Source organism: bacterium (assembly GCA_021157605.1).
Taxonomy (GTDB): Bacteria; Patescibacteriota; UBA1384; order JAGGWG01; family JAGGWG01; genus JAGGWG01.
On the sequence record JAGGWG010000003.1, the window covers coordinates 1 to 17,403 of the forward strand.

17 protein-coding genes are annotated in these 17,403 nt (G+C 38.4%); 3 read left to right on the forward strand and 14 right to left on the reverse strand.

The window, feature by feature from the left end; all coding sequences use genetic code 11:
* From J7K05_00310 to der, 3 genes are all read left to right on the forward strand, one after another.
* The coding region (locus tag J7K05_00310) for a radical SAM protein (protein MCD6194635.1) at positions 1-489 on the forward strand (489 nt) is incomplete at its 5' end.
* Positions 490-665: 176 nt separating this feature from the next.
* On the forward strand, positions 666-1,301 hold the full coding sequence (locus J7K05_00315; protein ID MCD6194636.1) for a protein-L-isoaspartate(D-aspartate) O-methyltransferase: 636 nt from the start codon (positions 666-668) through the stop codon (positions 1,299-1,301).
* Positions 1,288-2,322, forward strand: a complete 1,035-nt coding sequence (der, locus tag J7K05_00320; GenBank protein MCD6194637.1) for a ribosome biogenesis GTPase Der — start codon at positions 1,288-1,290, stop codon at positions 2,320-2,322. Before J7K05_00315 ends, der begins: the two co-directional genes overlap by 14 nt.
* Here der and lepB read toward each other — a convergent pair.
* The 14 genes from lepB to J7K05_00390 form a co-directional block, all read right to left on the reverse strand.
* On the reverse strand, positions 2,263-2,895 hold the full coding sequence (gene lepB, locus J7K05_00325; protein ID MCD6194638.1) for a signal peptidase I: 633 nt from the start codon (positions 2,893-2,895) through the stop codon (positions 2,263-2,265). The two genes, der and lepB, sit on opposite strands and share 60 nt — an antisense overlap.
* A 46-nt stretch (positions 2,896-2,941) precedes the next feature.
* The gene (locus J7K05_00330; GenBank protein ID MCD6194639.1) at positions 2,942-4,612 is read right to left on the reverse strand and encodes a cation:proton antiporter; all 1,671 of its coding nucleotides are present in this window, start codon (positions 4,610-4,612) and stop codon (positions 2,942-2,944) included.
* Positions 4,613-4,653: 41 nt separating this feature from the next.
* Positions 4,654-6,696 (reverse strand): excinuclease ABC subunit UvrB, encoded by a 2,043-nt coding sequence (gene uvrB / locus J7K05_00335; GenBank protein MCD6194640.1) that lies wholly within the window; start codon positions 6,694-6,696, stop codon positions 4,654-4,656.
* A 14-nt stretch (positions 6,697-6,710) separates the two neighbouring features.
* Positions 6,711-7,382 carry a tRNA (guanosine(37)-N1)-methyltransferase TrmD gene (gene trmD / locus J7K05_00340; protein ID MCD6194641.1) on the reverse strand — a complete coding sequence of 224 codons (672 nt, stop codon included), beginning with the start codon at positions 7,380-7,382 and terminating at the stop codon, positions 6,711-6,713.
* Positions 7,383-7,452: 70 nt separating this feature from the next.
* Positions 7,453-7,722, reverse strand: coding sequence for a KH domain-containing protein (locus J7K05_00345; protein ID MCD6194642.1), 270 nt, complete (start codon positions 7,720-7,722; stop codon positions 7,453-7,455).
* A gap of 183 nt (positions 7,723-7,905) precedes the next feature.
* Positions 7,906-9,597 (reverse strand): alanine--tRNA ligase, encoded by a 1,692-nt coding sequence (locus J7K05_00350; GenBank protein MCD6194643.1) that lies wholly within the window; start codon positions 9,595-9,597, stop codon positions 7,906-7,908.
* 4 nt (positions 9,598-9,601) lie between these two features.
* Complete coding sequence (locus J7K05_00355; protein MCD6194644.1) at positions 9,602-10,249, reverse strand: lytic transglycosylase domain-containing protein; 648 nt, start codon at positions 10,247-10,249, stop codon at positions 9,602-9,604.
* A complete protein-coding gene (locus J7K05_00360) occupies positions 10,249-10,629 on the reverse strand; it encodes a LysM peptidoglycan-binding domain-containing protein (protein MCD6194645.1) in 381 nt (126 codons plus the stop codon). Before J7K05_00360 ends, J7K05_00355 begins: the two co-directional genes overlap by 1 nt.
* Before the next feature lie 51 nt (positions 10,630-10,680).
* Positions 10,681-13,221: a DNA gyrase subunit A gene (gene gyrA, locus J7K05_00365; protein ID MCD6194646.1), complete on the reverse strand. Its 2,541-nt coding sequence runs from the start codon at positions 13,219-13,221 to the stop codon at positions 10,681-10,683.
* Positions 13,222-13,223: 2 nt separating this feature from the next.
* Positions 13,224-15,203, reverse strand: a complete 1,980-nt coding sequence (gyrB, locus tag J7K05_00370) for a DNA topoisomerase (ATP-hydrolyzing) subunit B (GenBank protein ID MCD6194647.1) — start codon at positions 15,201-15,203, stop codon at positions 13,224-13,226.
* 111 nt (positions 15,204-15,314) lie between these two features.
* Positions 15,315-15,713, reverse strand: a complete 399-nt coding sequence (gene rpsP, locus J7K05_00375) for a 30S ribosomal protein S16 (GenBank protein MCD6194648.1) — start codon at positions 15,711-15,713, stop codon at positions 15,315-15,317.
* A gap of 7 nt (positions 15,714-15,720) precedes the next feature.
* The gene (locus J7K05_00380) at positions 15,721-16,590 is read right to left on the reverse strand and encodes a methionyl-tRNA formyltransferase (protein ID MCD6194649.1); all 870 of its coding nucleotides are present in this window, start codon (positions 16,588-16,590) and stop codon (positions 15,721-15,723) included.
* Positions 16,591-16,596: 6 nt separating this feature from the next.
* Positions 16,597-17,133: a peptide deformylase gene (def, locus tag J7K05_00385; GenBank protein MCD6194650.1), complete on the reverse strand. Its 537-nt coding sequence runs from the start codon at positions 17,131-17,133 to the stop codon at positions 16,597-16,599.
* A 58-nt stretch (positions 17,134-17,191) separates the two neighbouring features.
* The coding region (locus J7K05_00390; GenBank protein ID MCD6194651.1) for a hypothetical protein at positions 17,192-17,403 on the reverse strand (212 nt) is incomplete at its 5' end.

Sequence of the window (17,403 nt, forward strand, 5' to 3'; positions counted from 1 at the left end):
ACTTACACTGAACCGACAATATTTTTAGAACTGGCTATAGAAACAATGAAATTGGCTCATAAAGAAAAAATCAAAAACAATTGGGTATCCAACGGCTATTTTTCTCAAGAAACCTTCAAGCTGATTAGAGATTACCTTGATGCAATTAACATTGATTTTAAATTCATTGACGAAAAAAAATATTTAAAATACTGCGGAGCAAAACTTGAACCAATCCTAAAAAATATGAAGCAAATTAAAAAAGCAGGCATTCATCTTGAATTAACCACTTTGGTTATTTCTTCTCTTAATGATAGCCTAAGAGACCTAAGGAAAATGGCCCGTTTTATCAAAAAAGAGTTAGGCGCTGACACCCCTTGGCACCTCTCCCGTTTTTTCCCCGCTTATAAAATGAAAAATGCTGAAATCACCCCTCTTAATAAGCTCAACCGCGCCTATTTAATAGCCAAAAAAGAGGGATTAAAAAATGTATATGTAGGAAATGTTTAAAAAATATAAATTAAGAACACCCCCTGATGAAACTCTTATCTGAAAAGGTTTAAACACTCTTATTTTCCTTTTTTATCTTTATAAATATACTATTTCCTCTCTGGATCTAAAAGCAAAAAAGGCTAAAACACAAACTATTTTTAAACTTTTCTTTATAAAATGTTAAAATTAGAAAGATGAACTGGCAAGATTTAGTTGATTATTTAGTAGCAAATAAAATCCTTAAAACCCCTCATATTATTCGGGCTTTTTTCAAAGTGGAACGGAAAAATTTTATGCCGCAGAATATCCGCTACTTAGCAAACAAAGATGCAGCTCTGCCAATAGGTTATGGCCAGACAATTTCTCAACCTACCACCGTGGCTATAATGCTTGAACTTCTTCAGCCAGAAGAAGGAAATAAAGTTTTGGACATTGGCTCAGGCTCCGGATGGACTACTGCTTTGCTGGCTGAAATAGTCGGCCAGAAAGGCGAGGTATACGCAGTAGAGATCATCCCCCAGCTCCTTAAATTTGGAAAAAACAATGTAAAAAAAGCCGGCTACAAAAATGTTAAATTTTTCCAGAGCAATGGATCTTTAGGGCTGAAAAAATTTGCTCCCTATGAACGCATTCTTTGTAGTGCTGCAGCACCAAAAGTACCCCTAAGCCTAAAAAAACAACTTGCTCCTAAAGGAAATTTGGTCATTCCTGTAGGTTCAATCTCTCAAGCCTTAGTTTTGATTAAGCGCGGAAAAAACTTTTCTTTTACAGAGGAACGCTATCCCGGTTTTATGTTTGTCCGATTAAGAGGAAAGTATGGCTTTAAATAAACTTCCCAAAGTAATAATCGTTGGTGCTATAAATTCAGGCAAATCAACTCTTTTTAATCGTCTTATTGGCGAACAAAAAGCTGTTACCTCTAAAATACCCGGCACCACCAGAGACTGGGTAAGCAAGGAAACAGCTTTTTCTGGCAAACCAGCTCTTTTAATTGACACCGCTGGCTTTTTGGAAGAAGAAACTCCTCTTGAAGAAAAAGTAAAAAAATTCTGGGAAAACATTATTCAAAAAGCTAATCTTTTTATCTTTGTTGCTGACAGCCGCAAGGGATCTACTCCGGAAGATAAAAAAATCCTTTCTTTTTTAAGACGCTTCTCTGTCCCTATAATCTTGGTTATCAATAAAGTTGATAATCCTAAATTAGCTGAGGAAAAACTTAGAGTTTTTAGCGAACTTGGTATTCAAGATATTGTCTGGATTTCTGCTTTGCTCAAAAAGAACCTTCCTTATTTAGAAGAAAAGATTGCTTCCTATCTGCCTAAAAGACAAAAAGACAAAAAACCTGAAACCAAAATTGCGCTTATTGGCAGACCAAATGTAGGCAAATCAACTCTCTTAAATGCCCTTACCCAAACAGAAAGAGCTTTAATTGACAAACAGAGCGGCACTACCAGAGATGAATTGGAAGCCAAATTAAACTCTACCATCACCCTTGTAGACACACCGGGACTAAAAAGAAAAAGTAAAGTTAGACGCCTATTGGAGTTTTTCTCTGCCCGCCGCTCTCTTTATAACATAAAAAAAGCTGATCTTGTAATTTTGGTAATTGATGCCTCTGAAGGCATAGTACACCAAGAAATTAAGATTGCTTCTCTCTGCCAAAAAGCTGGCCGTAGACCAATAATAGTTATTAATAAAAGCGACTTGGTAAGCAAAGACAAACTAAAAGAAGTGATTCAGCAAATCAATGCCCGACTTTACTTTCTTAAACCCTTAAAGATTTTTCCTGTATCAGCTCTTAAGGGAAAAGGGATAACAAAACTGAGAAAAGCCCTTAAGAAAACCGCTTAAGTCATCGCTTATTTCTTCAACCCTCTCGAGAATTATAGAGGGAATATAAATAAAACCCCTTTGCGATACAGGCAAAAGACGCAGCCAAACCCTACCCACAATCGCTTTTTTATTTATAGGCCCAAAAACTCGCGAATCTTCAGAAACCGTTCTGTTATCTCCTAAAACAAAGTACTCGTTTTCGCCAAGTGTAATATCTACTGACCCTTGAGTTAAAACTTTAATATATGGTTCCCTGACTAAAAAGATACCCTCTTCAGAAGAAATATAGATGCGTTGCTTTAAAATCCTTACTCTCTCATGAGGCAAAGCAATAATACGCTTAATATAGACAGCATAAGGATTGTCTGGTGCTTGAAAAACTATCACTTCTCCCCTTTGTAGTTTAAAATGAGGGGTAATTTTTTCTATCCAAAGATAATCCCCATTGGAAAAACTTGGCTCCATACTGTTTCCTCTTACTATAAAAGGTTCAGCTATAAATAAACGAAAAAGGATAAGAAAAGCCAAAAACAGCAAAAAACCTTTGCCTAAAAAAGAAAATATCCTTCTAAGTTCTCGCCACTTTAACATAAGCGTCAATTATAACATAAATAAAAACAGCCATTGCAACCCAAGCCTATTTCCTGCCTGCCTGTTTACTTTCCTCTATTATTTTTGCCAAATGCTCCTCTCTGGTTTTAGCCAAACGCTCCAGTGCTTGATCAAAATCCTCAAGCAAGATATTAGCCTGCTCTGCCCCTAAAAAGTAAGGCAAAATAACAAAATCAGCCCCCTCTTCATAAAGCTTCAAAGCTTCAGAGTAATCACCAGCCACTACATAGATAAAAGCTTGAGGGTTTTTCTGATTTAATTCCTTTATTAAAGAAAGATTAGTCTTGAAATCAGGGATTGTAGAGACAACCAAAGCGGCTTTATCTAAATTAACCTGCTCTCTAATTTCTGGCTCCAAGGCATCTCCGTAAACAGTGCGTACTTTATTTTTATAGCGGCTGATAACATCAGGGTTGTGATCCACTAAAATAACTTTCCTTTTTAGTTTTAACAAGGTCTTTATTAGCCTAGCCCCAATGCGATGACCGCCAAAAACAACAGCGTGATTACTTAAAGTCTTTAGCTCTTTATCTTCAATATGTTTTTTAAACAAACTCAAAGGCAAAACCCTATCCCAAACCTTAACTAACCAAAGCCCCAACCTATCCATATATTCAAAAACATAAGAAGCAAAAAAGGAAGAAGCTAAAAAGTTGTATCCTGCTAAATTAAAAGCCTGACTAGAAAGGGAGTGGGAAACAGTAAGAGAAAACTCTGATGACTGCCCCATTATTAAACCAGACTCCACAGAAAGAGGCCGAGAAAAACGGGAAAGAAAGCCTAAAAGCATATAAATAATCGGCTTAAAAGCTATGGTCAGGCTTAAAAGAATAATAAAAGGTATTAAAAGGTTTTTAAAAGAAGCAACATCCAACTGCAACCCTAATGTCAAAAATAAAAGCATAACAAAAAAGTCTCTTAGCGGTCTCATTCTTGAAGATATCTCATAACGATAAAGTAAAGGCGAAAGGCTTAAACCTCCTAAAAACGCACCAGCTGCCAAAGATAAACCAAAATACTCTGAAACCATTGAAAAAGAAAAAAGCACTCCCAAAGAAAGCAAAAACAAAAGCTCCTCTGAATAAGCCGCAAAAGCAAAAAGGCGGGGGAAAACAAAGTAACCGCCTGTAAAAGCTAAAAGAAACAAACTGCCCAATCCGATCAAATGTTCAGAGATACTCAAGCTTTTATCCTCTACTAAAGCTAAACAGAAAATTGCCAAAAGGTCCTGCAGTAAAAGAATTGCTAAAGAAAGGTATCCCAAAGTGGTATTTAAACGATTCTGTTCAGCCAAAGTTTTGACTACCAAGAGCGTAGAAGAAAAACTCAAAACCACGCCAAAAATAATCTTACCCTGCCCCAAAAAATCAAAGTAAGGGAGGCGGCTAAAAATTAAGACAAAAACAAGGGTGTTAATTGCTCCTACTAAAAAACCCAAAAGGGCAACCTTAAAGTTCTTAAAGATAGCTACCAAATCCAATTCCAATCCAGCCAAAAAAAGCAAAAAAGCAATTCCAATCAAAGAAAAGGATTCTAAAAGAGGCATCTGCTCTGAAGGAATAATCCGCAGCACTGGACCAAGCAAAAATCCAGCTAAAAGATAAACCGGAAGCAAAGGCTGACGCAAAACTCTAAAAATCAAAGCTAAAGCCGCTAAACCAACTACCAAAAGCCCGATTTGAAAAAAGAGTGACATCAGAAAAATTATACCATATTTTCCTGCCGTTTAGAGTAAAACTACTTTTTTGCTTCCAATTTCAACTTTTTGATTTGGTCCCTTAAAAGCGCTGCTCTCTCAAACTCCAGATTTTGCGCTGCCAACTCCATTTTGGCGGTTAATTCTTTAATAAGATGTTTTCTTTCTTCTTCAGGGATTCCCCTGGAGCCAATCTCTTGCAAATCTCTTTCTTCCTCAGTTAAACTTTCGCTCTTGAGCCAAATTTGAATACTTTTTTTAATGCTCTTTGGCACCTTACAATACTTGCGATTATACTCTTTTTGAGCCTTGCGCCTCCGTTGAGTCTCTGCAATCGCTCTTTTCATTGATCCGGTTAAACGATCAGCATAAAGTATTGCTTTTCCTTCCTTGTGTCTAGCTGCCCGCCCCATTGTTTGTATTAAAGCCCACTCACTGCGTAAAAACCCTTCTTTGTCTGCATCTAAAATCGCAACCAAAGAAACCTCAGGCAAATCTAAGCCTTCACGCAAAAGATTAACCCCTATCAAAACATCATATTTTCCCTCACGCAGAGCCTTAAGAATTGGCGGCCGCTTCAAAGTTTCAATCTCTGAGTGCAGATAAGCAACCTTTATGTTTTCCTCACGCAAATAATCGGTCAGCTCCTCTGCTAACCGTTTGGTCAAAACCGTAACCAAAACCCGTTGGTCTTTTTTTACTCTTTTTTTAATCTCTGCTATCAAATCCGAAAGCTGATTTTTTGTTGGTCTTACCTCAACCTTTGGATCTAAGAGGTAAGTGGGCCTGATTATTTGCTCCACTATACAAGAAGAAGGAACTAAATCTTTTAGAGGTGTCTTTTCTATCTTCTCTTCACTTATCTTGCCTGTATGAGATAAAGCTTGCGCCAACTCCCAAGAACCGGGAGTAGCAGAAACATAGATAGCTTGATTAATATGACGACGAAACTCATTAAACTTGAGCGGGCGGTTGTCTAAAGCCGTAGGCAAACGAAACCCATACTTGACTAAGGTTTTTTTTCGAGAACGATCGCCAAAGCACATTCCTCTAATTTGGGGAATAGTCATATGGCTCTCATCAACAATTAGAAGAAAATCCTTGGGAAAATAATCCAAAAGGCAAGCCGGGGGCTCACCAGGTTTGCGCCCATCAAAATAAAGAGAGTAGTTTTCAATGCCAGAACAATAACCCGTTTCTCTAATCATTTCTATATCTTGTAAGGTGCGTTCCTTGATTCTCTGCGCTTCAAGCAGTTTGCCTTCCTGTTTAAACTTTTTAAACTGAATCCACATATCCTTTTCAATCTCATCCAAAATGTGATTGAGGCGGGCAGAAGAAGCAATAAAGTGTGTGGCAGGATAAATGACTACCCTCTGCAAATCTTCCTCTTTTAATTTGGTAAAAGGATTAATAGCCGAAATAGATTCAACTTCATCGTCAAAAAACTCTATCCGAAAAGCCCTATCCCCATAAGGGGGCAAAATCTCAATAACTTCACCGTGGAGAGAAAAAGAGGCTCTTTGCAGCTCAAAATCATTGCGCTTATACTGTAAATTAACTAATTGACGCTTGAGAATCTCTGGGCTATATATCTTGCCTTTTTCTATCTCTAAATGAAGGCGGTGGTACTCCCTAGGATTACCTAAGCCGTAAATACAAGACACAGAGGCAACAATAACAACATCTTTGCGAGTCATTAAGCTGTAAGTAGCTTCATTGCGTAAGCGGCTAATCTCCTCATTGATTTGGGCATCTTTGTCAATATAAGTATCTGTATGCGGCATATAGGCTTCGGGCTGATAGTAATCGTAGTACGAAACAAAATATTTAACCGCATTTTTTGGAAAAAAGCTTTTGAACTCAGAATAAAGCTGTGCTGCCAAAATTTTATTATGCGAGATTACTAAAGTAGGCTTTTGCCACTCTTCTATCACTTTAGCTAAAGTAAAAGTCTTGCCTGATCCAGTCACCCCCAAAAGAACCTGATCTCTAACTCCCTTTCTTAAGTTTTTTAAAATCTTCTCAATTGCTTGGGGCTGGTCTCCAGCAGGCTTAAAAGAGGATATGAGCTTAAAATTCATCTTAACTTGCTAATCTATCTATCTTTCGCTGCTCTTTGAGTGTGTCTTTTCCGCCACTCTTTGATTTTTCGGTGGTTGCCAGAAAGAAGAACTTTGGGCACTTTTTTATTTTCAAAAACCTCTGGCCGAGTATAGTGAGGATACTCTAATAAAGGTTTCCCTTTTTTATCACAAAGCATAAAAGATTCCTCTTGGGGAGCCTCCTTCTTCTCCAAAACCCCAGGCAAAAGTCTAACAACAGCGTCAACTACAACTAAAGCTGCACTCTCCCCCCCACTCAAAACATAATCTCCTATAGAGATCTCCTCATCAACATATTCTCTAATCCGTTCATCAAATCCCTCATAATGACCACAAATTAAGGTAATACTTGCTTTTTTAGCCAGAGAAATAACCTTTTTTTGATTTAATTTCTTCCCTTTAGGGGTCAAAAGAATAAATTTGGTTTGGGGATCATCTTTTTTTATTTGGCGCAAAGCTTTAACTAAGACATCTACCCGCAATACCATACCAGCTCCTCCGCCATAAGGCCTGTCATCTACCTGCCTTCTTGGCCCTAAACCAAAATCTCTCAGATTATAAAGATTAAACTTTACGGCTCTAACTTTTTGCGCCTTAAAAATCATACTTTGCTGCAGGGGAGAAGAGAAAAACTCTGGGAAAAGGGTCAAGATATTTATACGCATAATAAAAATTTAAACAGAAATAAGAGGCGAATTTTTCGCCTTTTTCAGCCACCCTCTTCTGCAAAAACGGCTAAGTCTGAGGGGTTTCCTCTTTCTTCTCCGGCTCTTCCAGCTTCAAATTAATACGAGCTTTGTTTTTTAGGCCAATTACCCGTAAAACTGTGCGCACAGCATTAATAGTCTGCCCTTTCTTACCAATAACCTTGCCCAGATCTTCAGGGTTAACTTTCAAAGTGATTAAAACACCCATCTCATCAACCCTTCTGTCTGTTTTAACATCTTCAGGATGGTCAACAATAGCTTTGGCCACATACTCAACAAACTCTTGGTCTTTCTCCATAACTACTCCTTATTCCTTTAGTTTCTTGGGATACTGAGTGGGGCGGCCTCCTCCTGCTTAACGCAGGAGAAACACCACTCAAAAACAGCTAAAAAATACCATAGAGGCAATTTTGATTCAAGAGAAAAAGATAAACAAAGTAACTGAGCCTAGCTTAAACTTTTTATTTTGACAAAATTTTCTTTATCCACCTTCAATTGTTGCCTTTATTCTTCTTACCCCTGCACCACTTGATTCCTCTTTAATAATTCTAAAACAACCCAGCTCAGAGGTTGTTTTAGCATGAGGGCCGCGACAAACCTCTTTAGAAAAATCCCCTATAGAAAAAACTGAAACCTTTTCCCCATAACGACCTTGAAAAAAGGCTAAAGCTCCGCTTTTCTTAGCCTCATCAGGAGTCATCACCTCTTTTTTGACTGGCAAATTTTCTTTAATTTTTTGATTCACTAAATTCTCTACTTTTCTCAATTCTTCCTCGGTTAATTTTCTCGGAAAAGTAATGTCAAAACGCAGTCTCTCCGGATTAATATCCTGACCTGCTTGCCTAACCTCTTTGCCTAAAACCTCGCGCAAAGCCTGATGAAGCAAGTGAGCGGCGGTGTGCAGGCAAGCAACCCGTTTTTTCTCTTGAGCTGACAAAACCTCTCTGGTCAAAACCGCCTTTCTGGCCTTATCTCTCTGTTTTCTTAAAAGGGACTCAAACTCCTTCCAGTTGATTTTAATTTTATGCTCTAAAGCAAAGTTCTCAATGAATTCCCGGGGCAAACCAAAGGTGTCATACAAGAAAAAAGCATCTTGGGCATTAAGTGTTTTCTTGCGTTTGAAAATCTTTTCCAGCTGCTTTTGAGCCTGCCTGAGAGAACGATTAAATCTCTCCAACTCGGCCTTGAGAGCTGCCAAGATAGTTTCTCTTCGGTTGTCTAGTTCTGGATAAACAGGGGAAAACTCACTAATAACAAGATTGGCTAAATTTAGAAGCAAATCTTGAGGAGCCTGGAGGATTGAAGCCGCCACTTGGCTTCTCCTGATCAAACGTCTTAAAACATAACCCCTGTCTAAGTTGGAGGGCATTATTCCTTCAGAAAGGATAAAGACAACTGCGCGAATATGATCAGCCAAAATTCGTTGGTAACGAAGATTTTGGGACTGAACCTTGTTTTGAATTTCTTTAATCAAGGGGGCAAACAAGGAAGTGGTAAAAACATCTTCCTTTCTTTCCAGCACAGCCACTATTCTTTCCAGTCCCATACCTGTATCTACCCCAAAAGATTTAAGCGGCTTAAACTCCCCCTTTTTGTTTTTAAAATATTGGTTAAAAACCAAATTCCAGACCTCAACTCCGTCAACCAAGAACTCAACCGTTGGGCCACAAGGACCCTCTTCTCCGGTGGGACCCCAAAAATTGTCTTCTCGACCCTGAAGCTTAATTCTGTAGCCCAATTTTTCCAAAATAGCGATACTATCTTTATCTTGAGGCGTTTTTTCGTCTCCCTTAAAAGCAGTAACTTCTATTCTTTGAGGATCAATTCTGAGTTCTTTTTCCAAAAACTCTTTTGCCCACAAAATAGCCTCTTTTTTAAAATAATCACCAAAAGAGAAATTGCCCAGCATCTCAAAAAAAGTAAGATGAGTTTTGTCACCCACTTCCTCAATATCGCTTGTGCGTACACATTTCTGAACCGTAACTACCCGTTTTGCTTCTGGCTGTCTTACCCCCAAAAACCAATCTTTAAACTGCTGCATTCCGGCTGTGGTGAAAAGAACTGAGGGATCATTCTCAGGAATTAAGGAGGAAGAGGGATAAATCTTGTGCCCTTTTTCTTTAAAAAAAGAGAGAAATTTGTCCCGAAGATTTTGGGCAGAAGGAGTTTTCATACTTTTATATCTTTATTCCTAACCAGTTTTTAATCATCAAAACTATAGGCGGTAAACTTATCTTTGACAAGACTTTTTTTTCTCCTTTCTTTTTATCAACCCACCACTGACCATAAAGGTCATCATATATCTTCTTTATTTCCTGCACTTTTTGAAAATAGCTGTAAGTTTCGGGGTTTAATCCTCGAGTAGTTTTGTAAGCAGAGACATAATCAGCCAATCTATAGCCGCCGTTATAAGCAATAAGGGCTAAAGCCGGATCGTTGTATTTTTTCACATAAAAAGCTAAATACCAAGTACCATACTTGATATTAGTTTCAGGATCAAAAAGCTTATCAGCAGAAAAACTTTCCTCTTCACCCAAACGACGAGCAATTGAACGGGCGGTATTGGGTAAAAGCTGCATCAACCCTCTTGCCCCAGCAATGGAAACCGCATCTTTTCCAAATCTGCTCTCTGTCCAAATAGTAGCCGCCACCAAATTGGGATCAATATCGTTTTCCAAAGCATACTTTTTAATAAAATCTTTGTACGCTAAAGGATAAACTGAGTCAGCCAAAATTTTAGGCAATAACAAAAAAATTGCCCCAGCGATAATAATTAAAATCACTATCACCCACAAAATAATCCTTCTTGCTCCTACTTTAAGCATTAAGGAATAATTAACTTCTGTCCTACCCGCAAAGAAGTGGCATCAGCGATATTATTGGTTTCAGCTAACTCTTTCCAATCCACCCCAAACTTTTGGGCAATACCATAAAGAGTGTCTCCGGGCTCCACAGTATAGGTTTTTTGCGAAGCTGAAGTTTGTGACAAAGACTCTTGGGAAGTTGAAGTCGGCGCCTGAGTAACAGGTGACTCTTGGGAGGTAGAAGAAAAATCTTCCTTAAATATAGGTTGTTCAAAAGACTCGGTCGCAGAAGAGCTTTTGCTTTTTGCTCGAAAAACAAAACCCAAAAGCAAACAAACAACAACTACAAATAAACTCAGGGTAGCTCCGCCCAACAACTTAGCCAACTTTTCTTCCTCCATTACCCTTTGAATATAACAAACAAGAAAGAAAGAGGCAAACAACCATTTGTTTTAATAAACAGCAACTGAAGCAATTTTGTCATCAACACGCAAACGCATTAACCTCACCCCTTGAGTAACCCGGGACAAAGGTCTTAAAGATTTAAGCGGGGTCTTTATCATCTGCCCTTGTTTAGAGATTAAAATCAACTCTTTGTGATGAGTGCGTTTAATCAGGCGGGCTACCACTAATTTTCCTGTTCTGCGGCTTACTTTAGCTGCTCTCAATCCTTTACCACCTCTTCTCTGGATTTTGAAATAGTTCAGAGCAGATATTTTGCCATAACCCAACTCGCTAATAGTAAGCAGATAAAAATCTTCACCGCCTCTCTGCTTTAAAACCAAAAGACTATCTGCTTCTTCTTGATTTAAACCTGTCTCTTTTACAGCTTGAGCTACCTCTTCGTCCTCTTTATAAGCCTTGGCAATAACATCCATACCCACTAAATAATCATCTTCTCCTAATTCAATCCCCTTAACTCCACCGGCGCTCCTGCCCATTGGCCTGACCTCACTCTCTTTAAACCTGACTGACTGACCCAAAGCACTGACTAAAATTATCTCATCTCTGCCAGAAGTAGGCTGAGCCCAAAGAAGCTCATCTTCTTTACGGAGGCGAACAATAATAATACCTGATTTGCGAATTTTGGCTAGGTCACTAATTTTTACCTTTTTTACCACTCCTGCCTTAGTGGCCATAAACAGATATTCAAAATGGGAATCCAAAGCTAAATTAACTACCGCAGTTACCTTCTCTTGAGGTTTTAATTCAATAAAATTAACCAAAGGAGACCCTTTAGACTGCCGTGTACCTTCGGGCAGATCATAGACTAAAGCCTCTAAAACTCTCCCTTGATTAGTAAAAAACAAGAGCCTGTCATGTGTCATAGCAGCAAAAATCCGCGCTACCTCGTCTTCCTCCTTGGTAGCCATACCTAAAACCCCTTTGCCCCCTCGAGCTTGAGAACGATAAGTATTAATAGGCATTCGCTTGATATAGTTATCTGAAGTCAGAACCACTAAATTCAATTCATTAGCCACCAAATCCTCAAGAGACATCTCCCCTATTTTTTGCTTATATATCTTAGTACGCCGCTCATCAGCATACTTCTTTCTCAGCTCCTTGAGCTCCTTCTTGACTACTTTCAGAATCTCTTTGGCTGAAGACAAAAGTTTTTTTAGTTCTTTTATTAATTTTTTAATCTCCTTATATTCCTTTAAAACCTGTTTTCTCTCCAAGGCAGAAAGCTGGTGCAGGCGCATCTCTAAGATAGCCTCTGTTTGTTTGTCAGAGAGTTTAAATCTTTTGCGTAAGCGCTTATGAGCTTGTAGACGGTTAGCTGACTCTCTGATAGTTTTAATAACTTCGTCAAGGTGATCTAAAGCTGTTAACAACCCTTCTAAGATGTGTTTCCGCGCCTCAGCTTTTTTGAGTTCAAAACGAGTTCTGCGGGTAACGATCTCCTGGCGGTGATCAATATAAGCCTGCAAAAGGGTTTTTAAATTAAAAACCCGAGGCTGAATCCCTTTGTCTAAAGCCAGCATATTAACGTAGAGGATTTCCTGTAAAGGAGTAAATTTATAAAGCTGGTTTAGGACCTTTTTAGGATGGGCCTCTCTTTTTAACTCAATCACTATACGGATACCCTCTTTACCTGATTCATCTCTTAAATCAGCAATGCCTTTAACCTTTTTGTCTTTTACCAAAGCAGCAATCTTCTGCAAAAGAACAGCTTTATTAACCTGATAAGGAATCTCAGAAATAATAATACGAAATCTTCCCCGCGATCCTTCTTCTATCTCAGCTTTTGCCCTCATTATTACTTTGCCTTTGCCAGAAGAGTATAGAGCCTTTAACTCTTCCCAATCATAAACCAAACCTCCGGTAGGAAAATCAGGCCCTTTAACAAATTGAAGCAAATCTTCAACAGAAGCCTCCGGATTATCTATCAAATGGATTATAGCCTCTATTACTTCACCTAAATTATGGGGCGGAATACTGGTAGCCATACCAACAGCAATCCCTAAAGTGCCGTTAATAATTAAGTTAGGAAGCTTGGCAGGCAAAACTTTGGGCTCTTGCCTTGTGCCGTCATAATTGGGCATAAAATCAACGGTCTCTTTCTCAATGTCTAAAAGCATCTCTTCAGCTACAGGAGCAAGCTTGGATTCGGTATAACGCATCGCCGCCGCAGAGTCCCCATCAATTGAACCAAAGTTGCCTTGACCTGAGATAAGAGGATAACGCAGAGAAAAATCTTGCGCCATTCTCACCAAAGCATCATAAACAGCCACATCTCCATGAGGATGGTAGCGCCCTAAAACAGAACCTACAACAGTAGCTGATTTTCTGAATTTAGCTGAAGAGAGAAGTCCCATCTCCTTCATAGTGTAAAGAATGCGCCGATGCACTGGTTTTAAGCCATCCCTAACATCAGGCAAAGCGCGAGAAACTATCACTGACATTGCGTAATCCAAATAAGAGTTCTCCATCTCTTCAGAAATCTCTCTTGGCTTTATCTCTTGGGCAAATTTCTTTTTTTCTTCTGCCATATTTAAATATCTAAGTTTTTAACTTGGCTGGCTCTATTTTGAATAAACTTCTTTCTTCCTTCTACTTCGCCCCCCATTAAAGTAGTAAAAATCTTGTCAGCTTGTTCAGCATCATCAATTGAAACCTTAAGCAATAATCTCTTCTCTGGATCCATAGTAGTCTCCCAAAGCTGTTGGGGATTCATCTCGCCCAAACCTTTATAGCGCTGAATATCATAGCCACTCTTTAGTTTGGCAACAATTTTCTCTTTCTGTTCTTCAGTATAGGCATAATAGCTCTTTTTCTGCTTCTCAATTTTGTAAAGCGGTGGCTGGGCTATATAGAGATAACCCTGTTCTATAATCTCTGGGAAAAAGCGATAAAAGAAAGTCAAAAGCAAAGTACGAATATGGGAACCATCAACATCAGCATCAGTCATAATAATAACCCGATGGTATCTGATTTTTTTCACATCTTTTTCTTCACCTACGCCCATCCCCAAAGCCACAATCAAGGTTCTGATTTCTTCATTCTTTAAAATTCTATCAAAACGCGCCTTTTCTACATTTAAAATTTTGCCTCTTAGAGGCAGGATAGCTTGAAAATAGCTGTCACGAGCCTGTTTGGCATTCCCTCCAGCCGAATCACCCTCAACAATAAAAAGCTCTGACTCCTCAGCTTTGCGGGAAGCACAATCTGCTAATTTCCCTGGTAAAGTCAACCCGTCTAAAAGCCCTTTTCTCAATACCGTTTCTTTAGCGGCTTTAGCAGCTAAACGAGCTTTGGCAGCTAAAAACACCTTCTCCAAAATCAATTTAGCCACTTTAGGGTTTTCTTCTAAAAAGCTGGTTAGTTTTTGGGAAACCACTGACTCTACCGCTGTTCTAGCTTCAGGATTGCCTAATTTAGCCTTAGTTTGTCCTTCGAATTGAGGCTCAGGCAATCTCACGCTTACAACTGCTACCAAACCTCCGCGCACATCTTCACCAGTAAGACTGACTTTCTCCTTACCATTGCCATTTTCCTTTACTTTTTTAGCATAATCAGAAATAACTCGGGTCAGAGCAGAGCGAAAACCAGTAAGATGCATACCTCCTTCTTGGGTATGGATATTGTTAGCAAAACCATAGAGATGCTCATTAAAATCAGAGATATAACTTAAACCCACATCAACTTGGAGACTATTAATCTCATCAGAAAAACAAACCACAGGCACAAGAGGTTTTTTACCAGCCACTAAGTATTCAAGATAAGCCTTGATACCTGACTCAAAATAAAAAGTGTAAGGTTCGCCTTTGAAAAGCTTTTCCATCCCTTTGCTTTTCTCTTTCTTGCGCTTATCAACAAAAACAATCTTAACACCTTTAGTAAGAAAAGCCTGCTGGCGCAAATGGTCAATAATAGTCTGCGACTTAAATTCCAAAGTCTCAAAAATCTCTGGATCAGGATTAAATCTGATAGCTGTACCTGAAGTAAAGGGAACAACTGGCAAACCTTTGTTTTTTAATTCTTTGGCAGATATTTCTCTGACTTTTGTTTTGGCTTTACCCCGACTGTACTCTTGATAATAAAACTTGCCACCGCGTTTAACTACTGCCACCAAATAAGTAGAGAGCGCATTGACCACACTTACTCCTACACCGTGCAAACCACCAGAGACTTTGTAAGCTTGTTTATCAAACTTACCGCCAGCATGGAGAGTGGTCATCACTGTTTCTAAAGCTGATTTTTTGGTTTGAGGATGGATATCAATAGGAATACCACGACCATTATCAACAACTGTTACAGAACCGTCCTCCTCTAAAGATACTCTGACCTCTGAAGCAAAACCAGCTAACACTTCATCTAAACCATTGTCTACCACCTCCCAAATAAGATGGTGCAAACCGCTTTCTCCAGTAGAACCAATATACATACCCGGCCGTTTTCTTACCGGCTCTAATCCCTGCAAAACCTGGATAGCAGAAGCATCGTATTTTTTGGTTTCTTTTTCTTTAGACATAAAAATTACACAAGATAAAAACTTTAAAAACTAAATTAAACTTTAAAATTTTAGAGTTCTCTTCTATTTTAACAGACACAAAAAATAATGCAATGTTAAAAAGAGCCCTAACTACTTATCCTGTTTCTCTTTTTTATCCTCTTGACCTGCTTCTTTTTTCTCCTCTTTTTCTTCCCCTTTTTCTGCCTGAGAACTACTTGAAGAAACTTCTTTTGCTTCTTTTTTCTCTTTATCTTCCTTCTTTTTAGGCTTTACACTTTTCTTAATAGGCTTACCTTTAATAATCTTGTTTTTAACAAAAAGATTATAAACAGTATCAGAAATTTGTGCTCCTTGAGACAACCAATACTCAACCCTTTCTTTTTCAGCGGAAAATAGGTTTTGCACCGGATTATAAAACCCAAGTTTTTCTATATATTTACCTTTAACCGGAGCTGAATGTTCAGCCACAACAATATAAAAATGAGGTTCATGTTTTTTCCCTACGCGACGCAACCTTATCTTTAACATAACGCGCTCAAGGATAAATGATTTTATCTTTCAGGTCAAGAGGAAAAGAATAACCTTTCAAAAACTCAATAAATTTTATCTCCTTTTTGCCCTCAGGAATCACCTTTTTAATTAAAAGACGCCCGTTTTTGTACTCTAAATCTGTAATTTTTATTTTCTTATCTCCTGCTTGAAAATATATACCCGGCCAAGAGGCAAAAGCTCTAAATTTATTCCAAATCTCTGCTGGAGAATCAGAAGAAAAATCTACGTCCCCATCTTCTTTAGTGATAAAACGAGTATAGGTTGGTTTCCCTTTTTGAGCTTTAGGTCTGATTTTACCTTTAATATATCTGTCTAAATTTTTATTTACCAATTCAGCACCCCAAAAAGCCAACTTTCTCTCAAGGCTAAGATAGTTGTCTTTAATTAAGATTTTTATTTTTTTGCGAGCTACTATGTCTCCTTCATCCATACCTTCAGTTAACTGGAAAAGATCCACTCCTGTCTCCTTCTCACCCTCCCAAAGAGCAAACTGAATTGGAGCCGCCCCGCGATACTTGGGAAGCAAAGAAGGATGAAGCCCCAAAGCCCGCAAACTTGTTTTTGGAGCTATAAGAACTTTTTTGGGCAAAATAAAAGAAAAACCAGCCACCAAAATCAAATCATAATCTGGCTGAAGCAGAATTTTTTCCAGCTCCTTTTTCTTTTTTACAGCCTTTATTTTTAAACCAAGCTTTTGTGCTTCTATTTTGGCTGGATTTGGTTTTAACTTTAACCCCCTGCCTTGAGGCTTATCCCTTTTTGTAACCAAAACGACTTTCCACCCAGAAAGATTCAGTTTTTTAAGCACTAAAGCGCCAAAACGACAAGAAGAAAGAAAATAAAGTACTTTCATAATAAATCAAATACTTATACCTTCACCTTTATTTGCTTTTTCTTTAACCACCTTTATAGTTTTAGGATTAGCCCTATCAGTAAAGAGCACCCCCTTTAAGTGGTCTATTTCGTGCTGAAGTACGCGGGCCAACAAACCTTCTGCTTTAATAATTGTTTTTCTGTCCTGTTCATCTAAAGCCTTAACTTTTACTGCAAGCGGCCTCTCTACCTCAGCCACAATCTCAGGATCCATAAAAGAAAGACACCCCTCCTGCATAACCACCTTTTGGGAGGAATAAGAAACAATTTCAGGATTAAAAAGAGCTAACCACTCTATTCCTATTTCCTTTTGCCACTTTTTATTATCTGTACCAATAACAACTATTTGTTGGCTAACTCCAACTTGTGGAGCAGCCAAACCAATACCATTGCTTCCAAGAAGTAATTTTTTCATTCTTTGCGCAAGATTTTTTTCTTTCTTGCCTATTTGTAAAACGGGTTTAGCCTTTTGCCTTAAAACCGGATCTCCTACTTGAACTATCCCCTTAATTTTTTTAGCCATAATTCAAAAAAGATAACACAAATAAAGCAAAAAGCAAACCTAAAAACTCCGCTAGAGCTTACCTCCTAAACTTCTTAATCATCCACCCAAAGTATTTATTCAGGACTTTAAGGATAAGGTCATAGACTGATTCTTTGGGTTTGGCAGTAATAAAGACTAGGCTGTCAGAAAGGGATCTGTTGTTAGCTTTGTCTTTGGAGATAACTCGCAGATGGTAGATAGATTCTGGATTGAGGTTAGGGATAATGACTGTGTGGTATTCACTGAGAT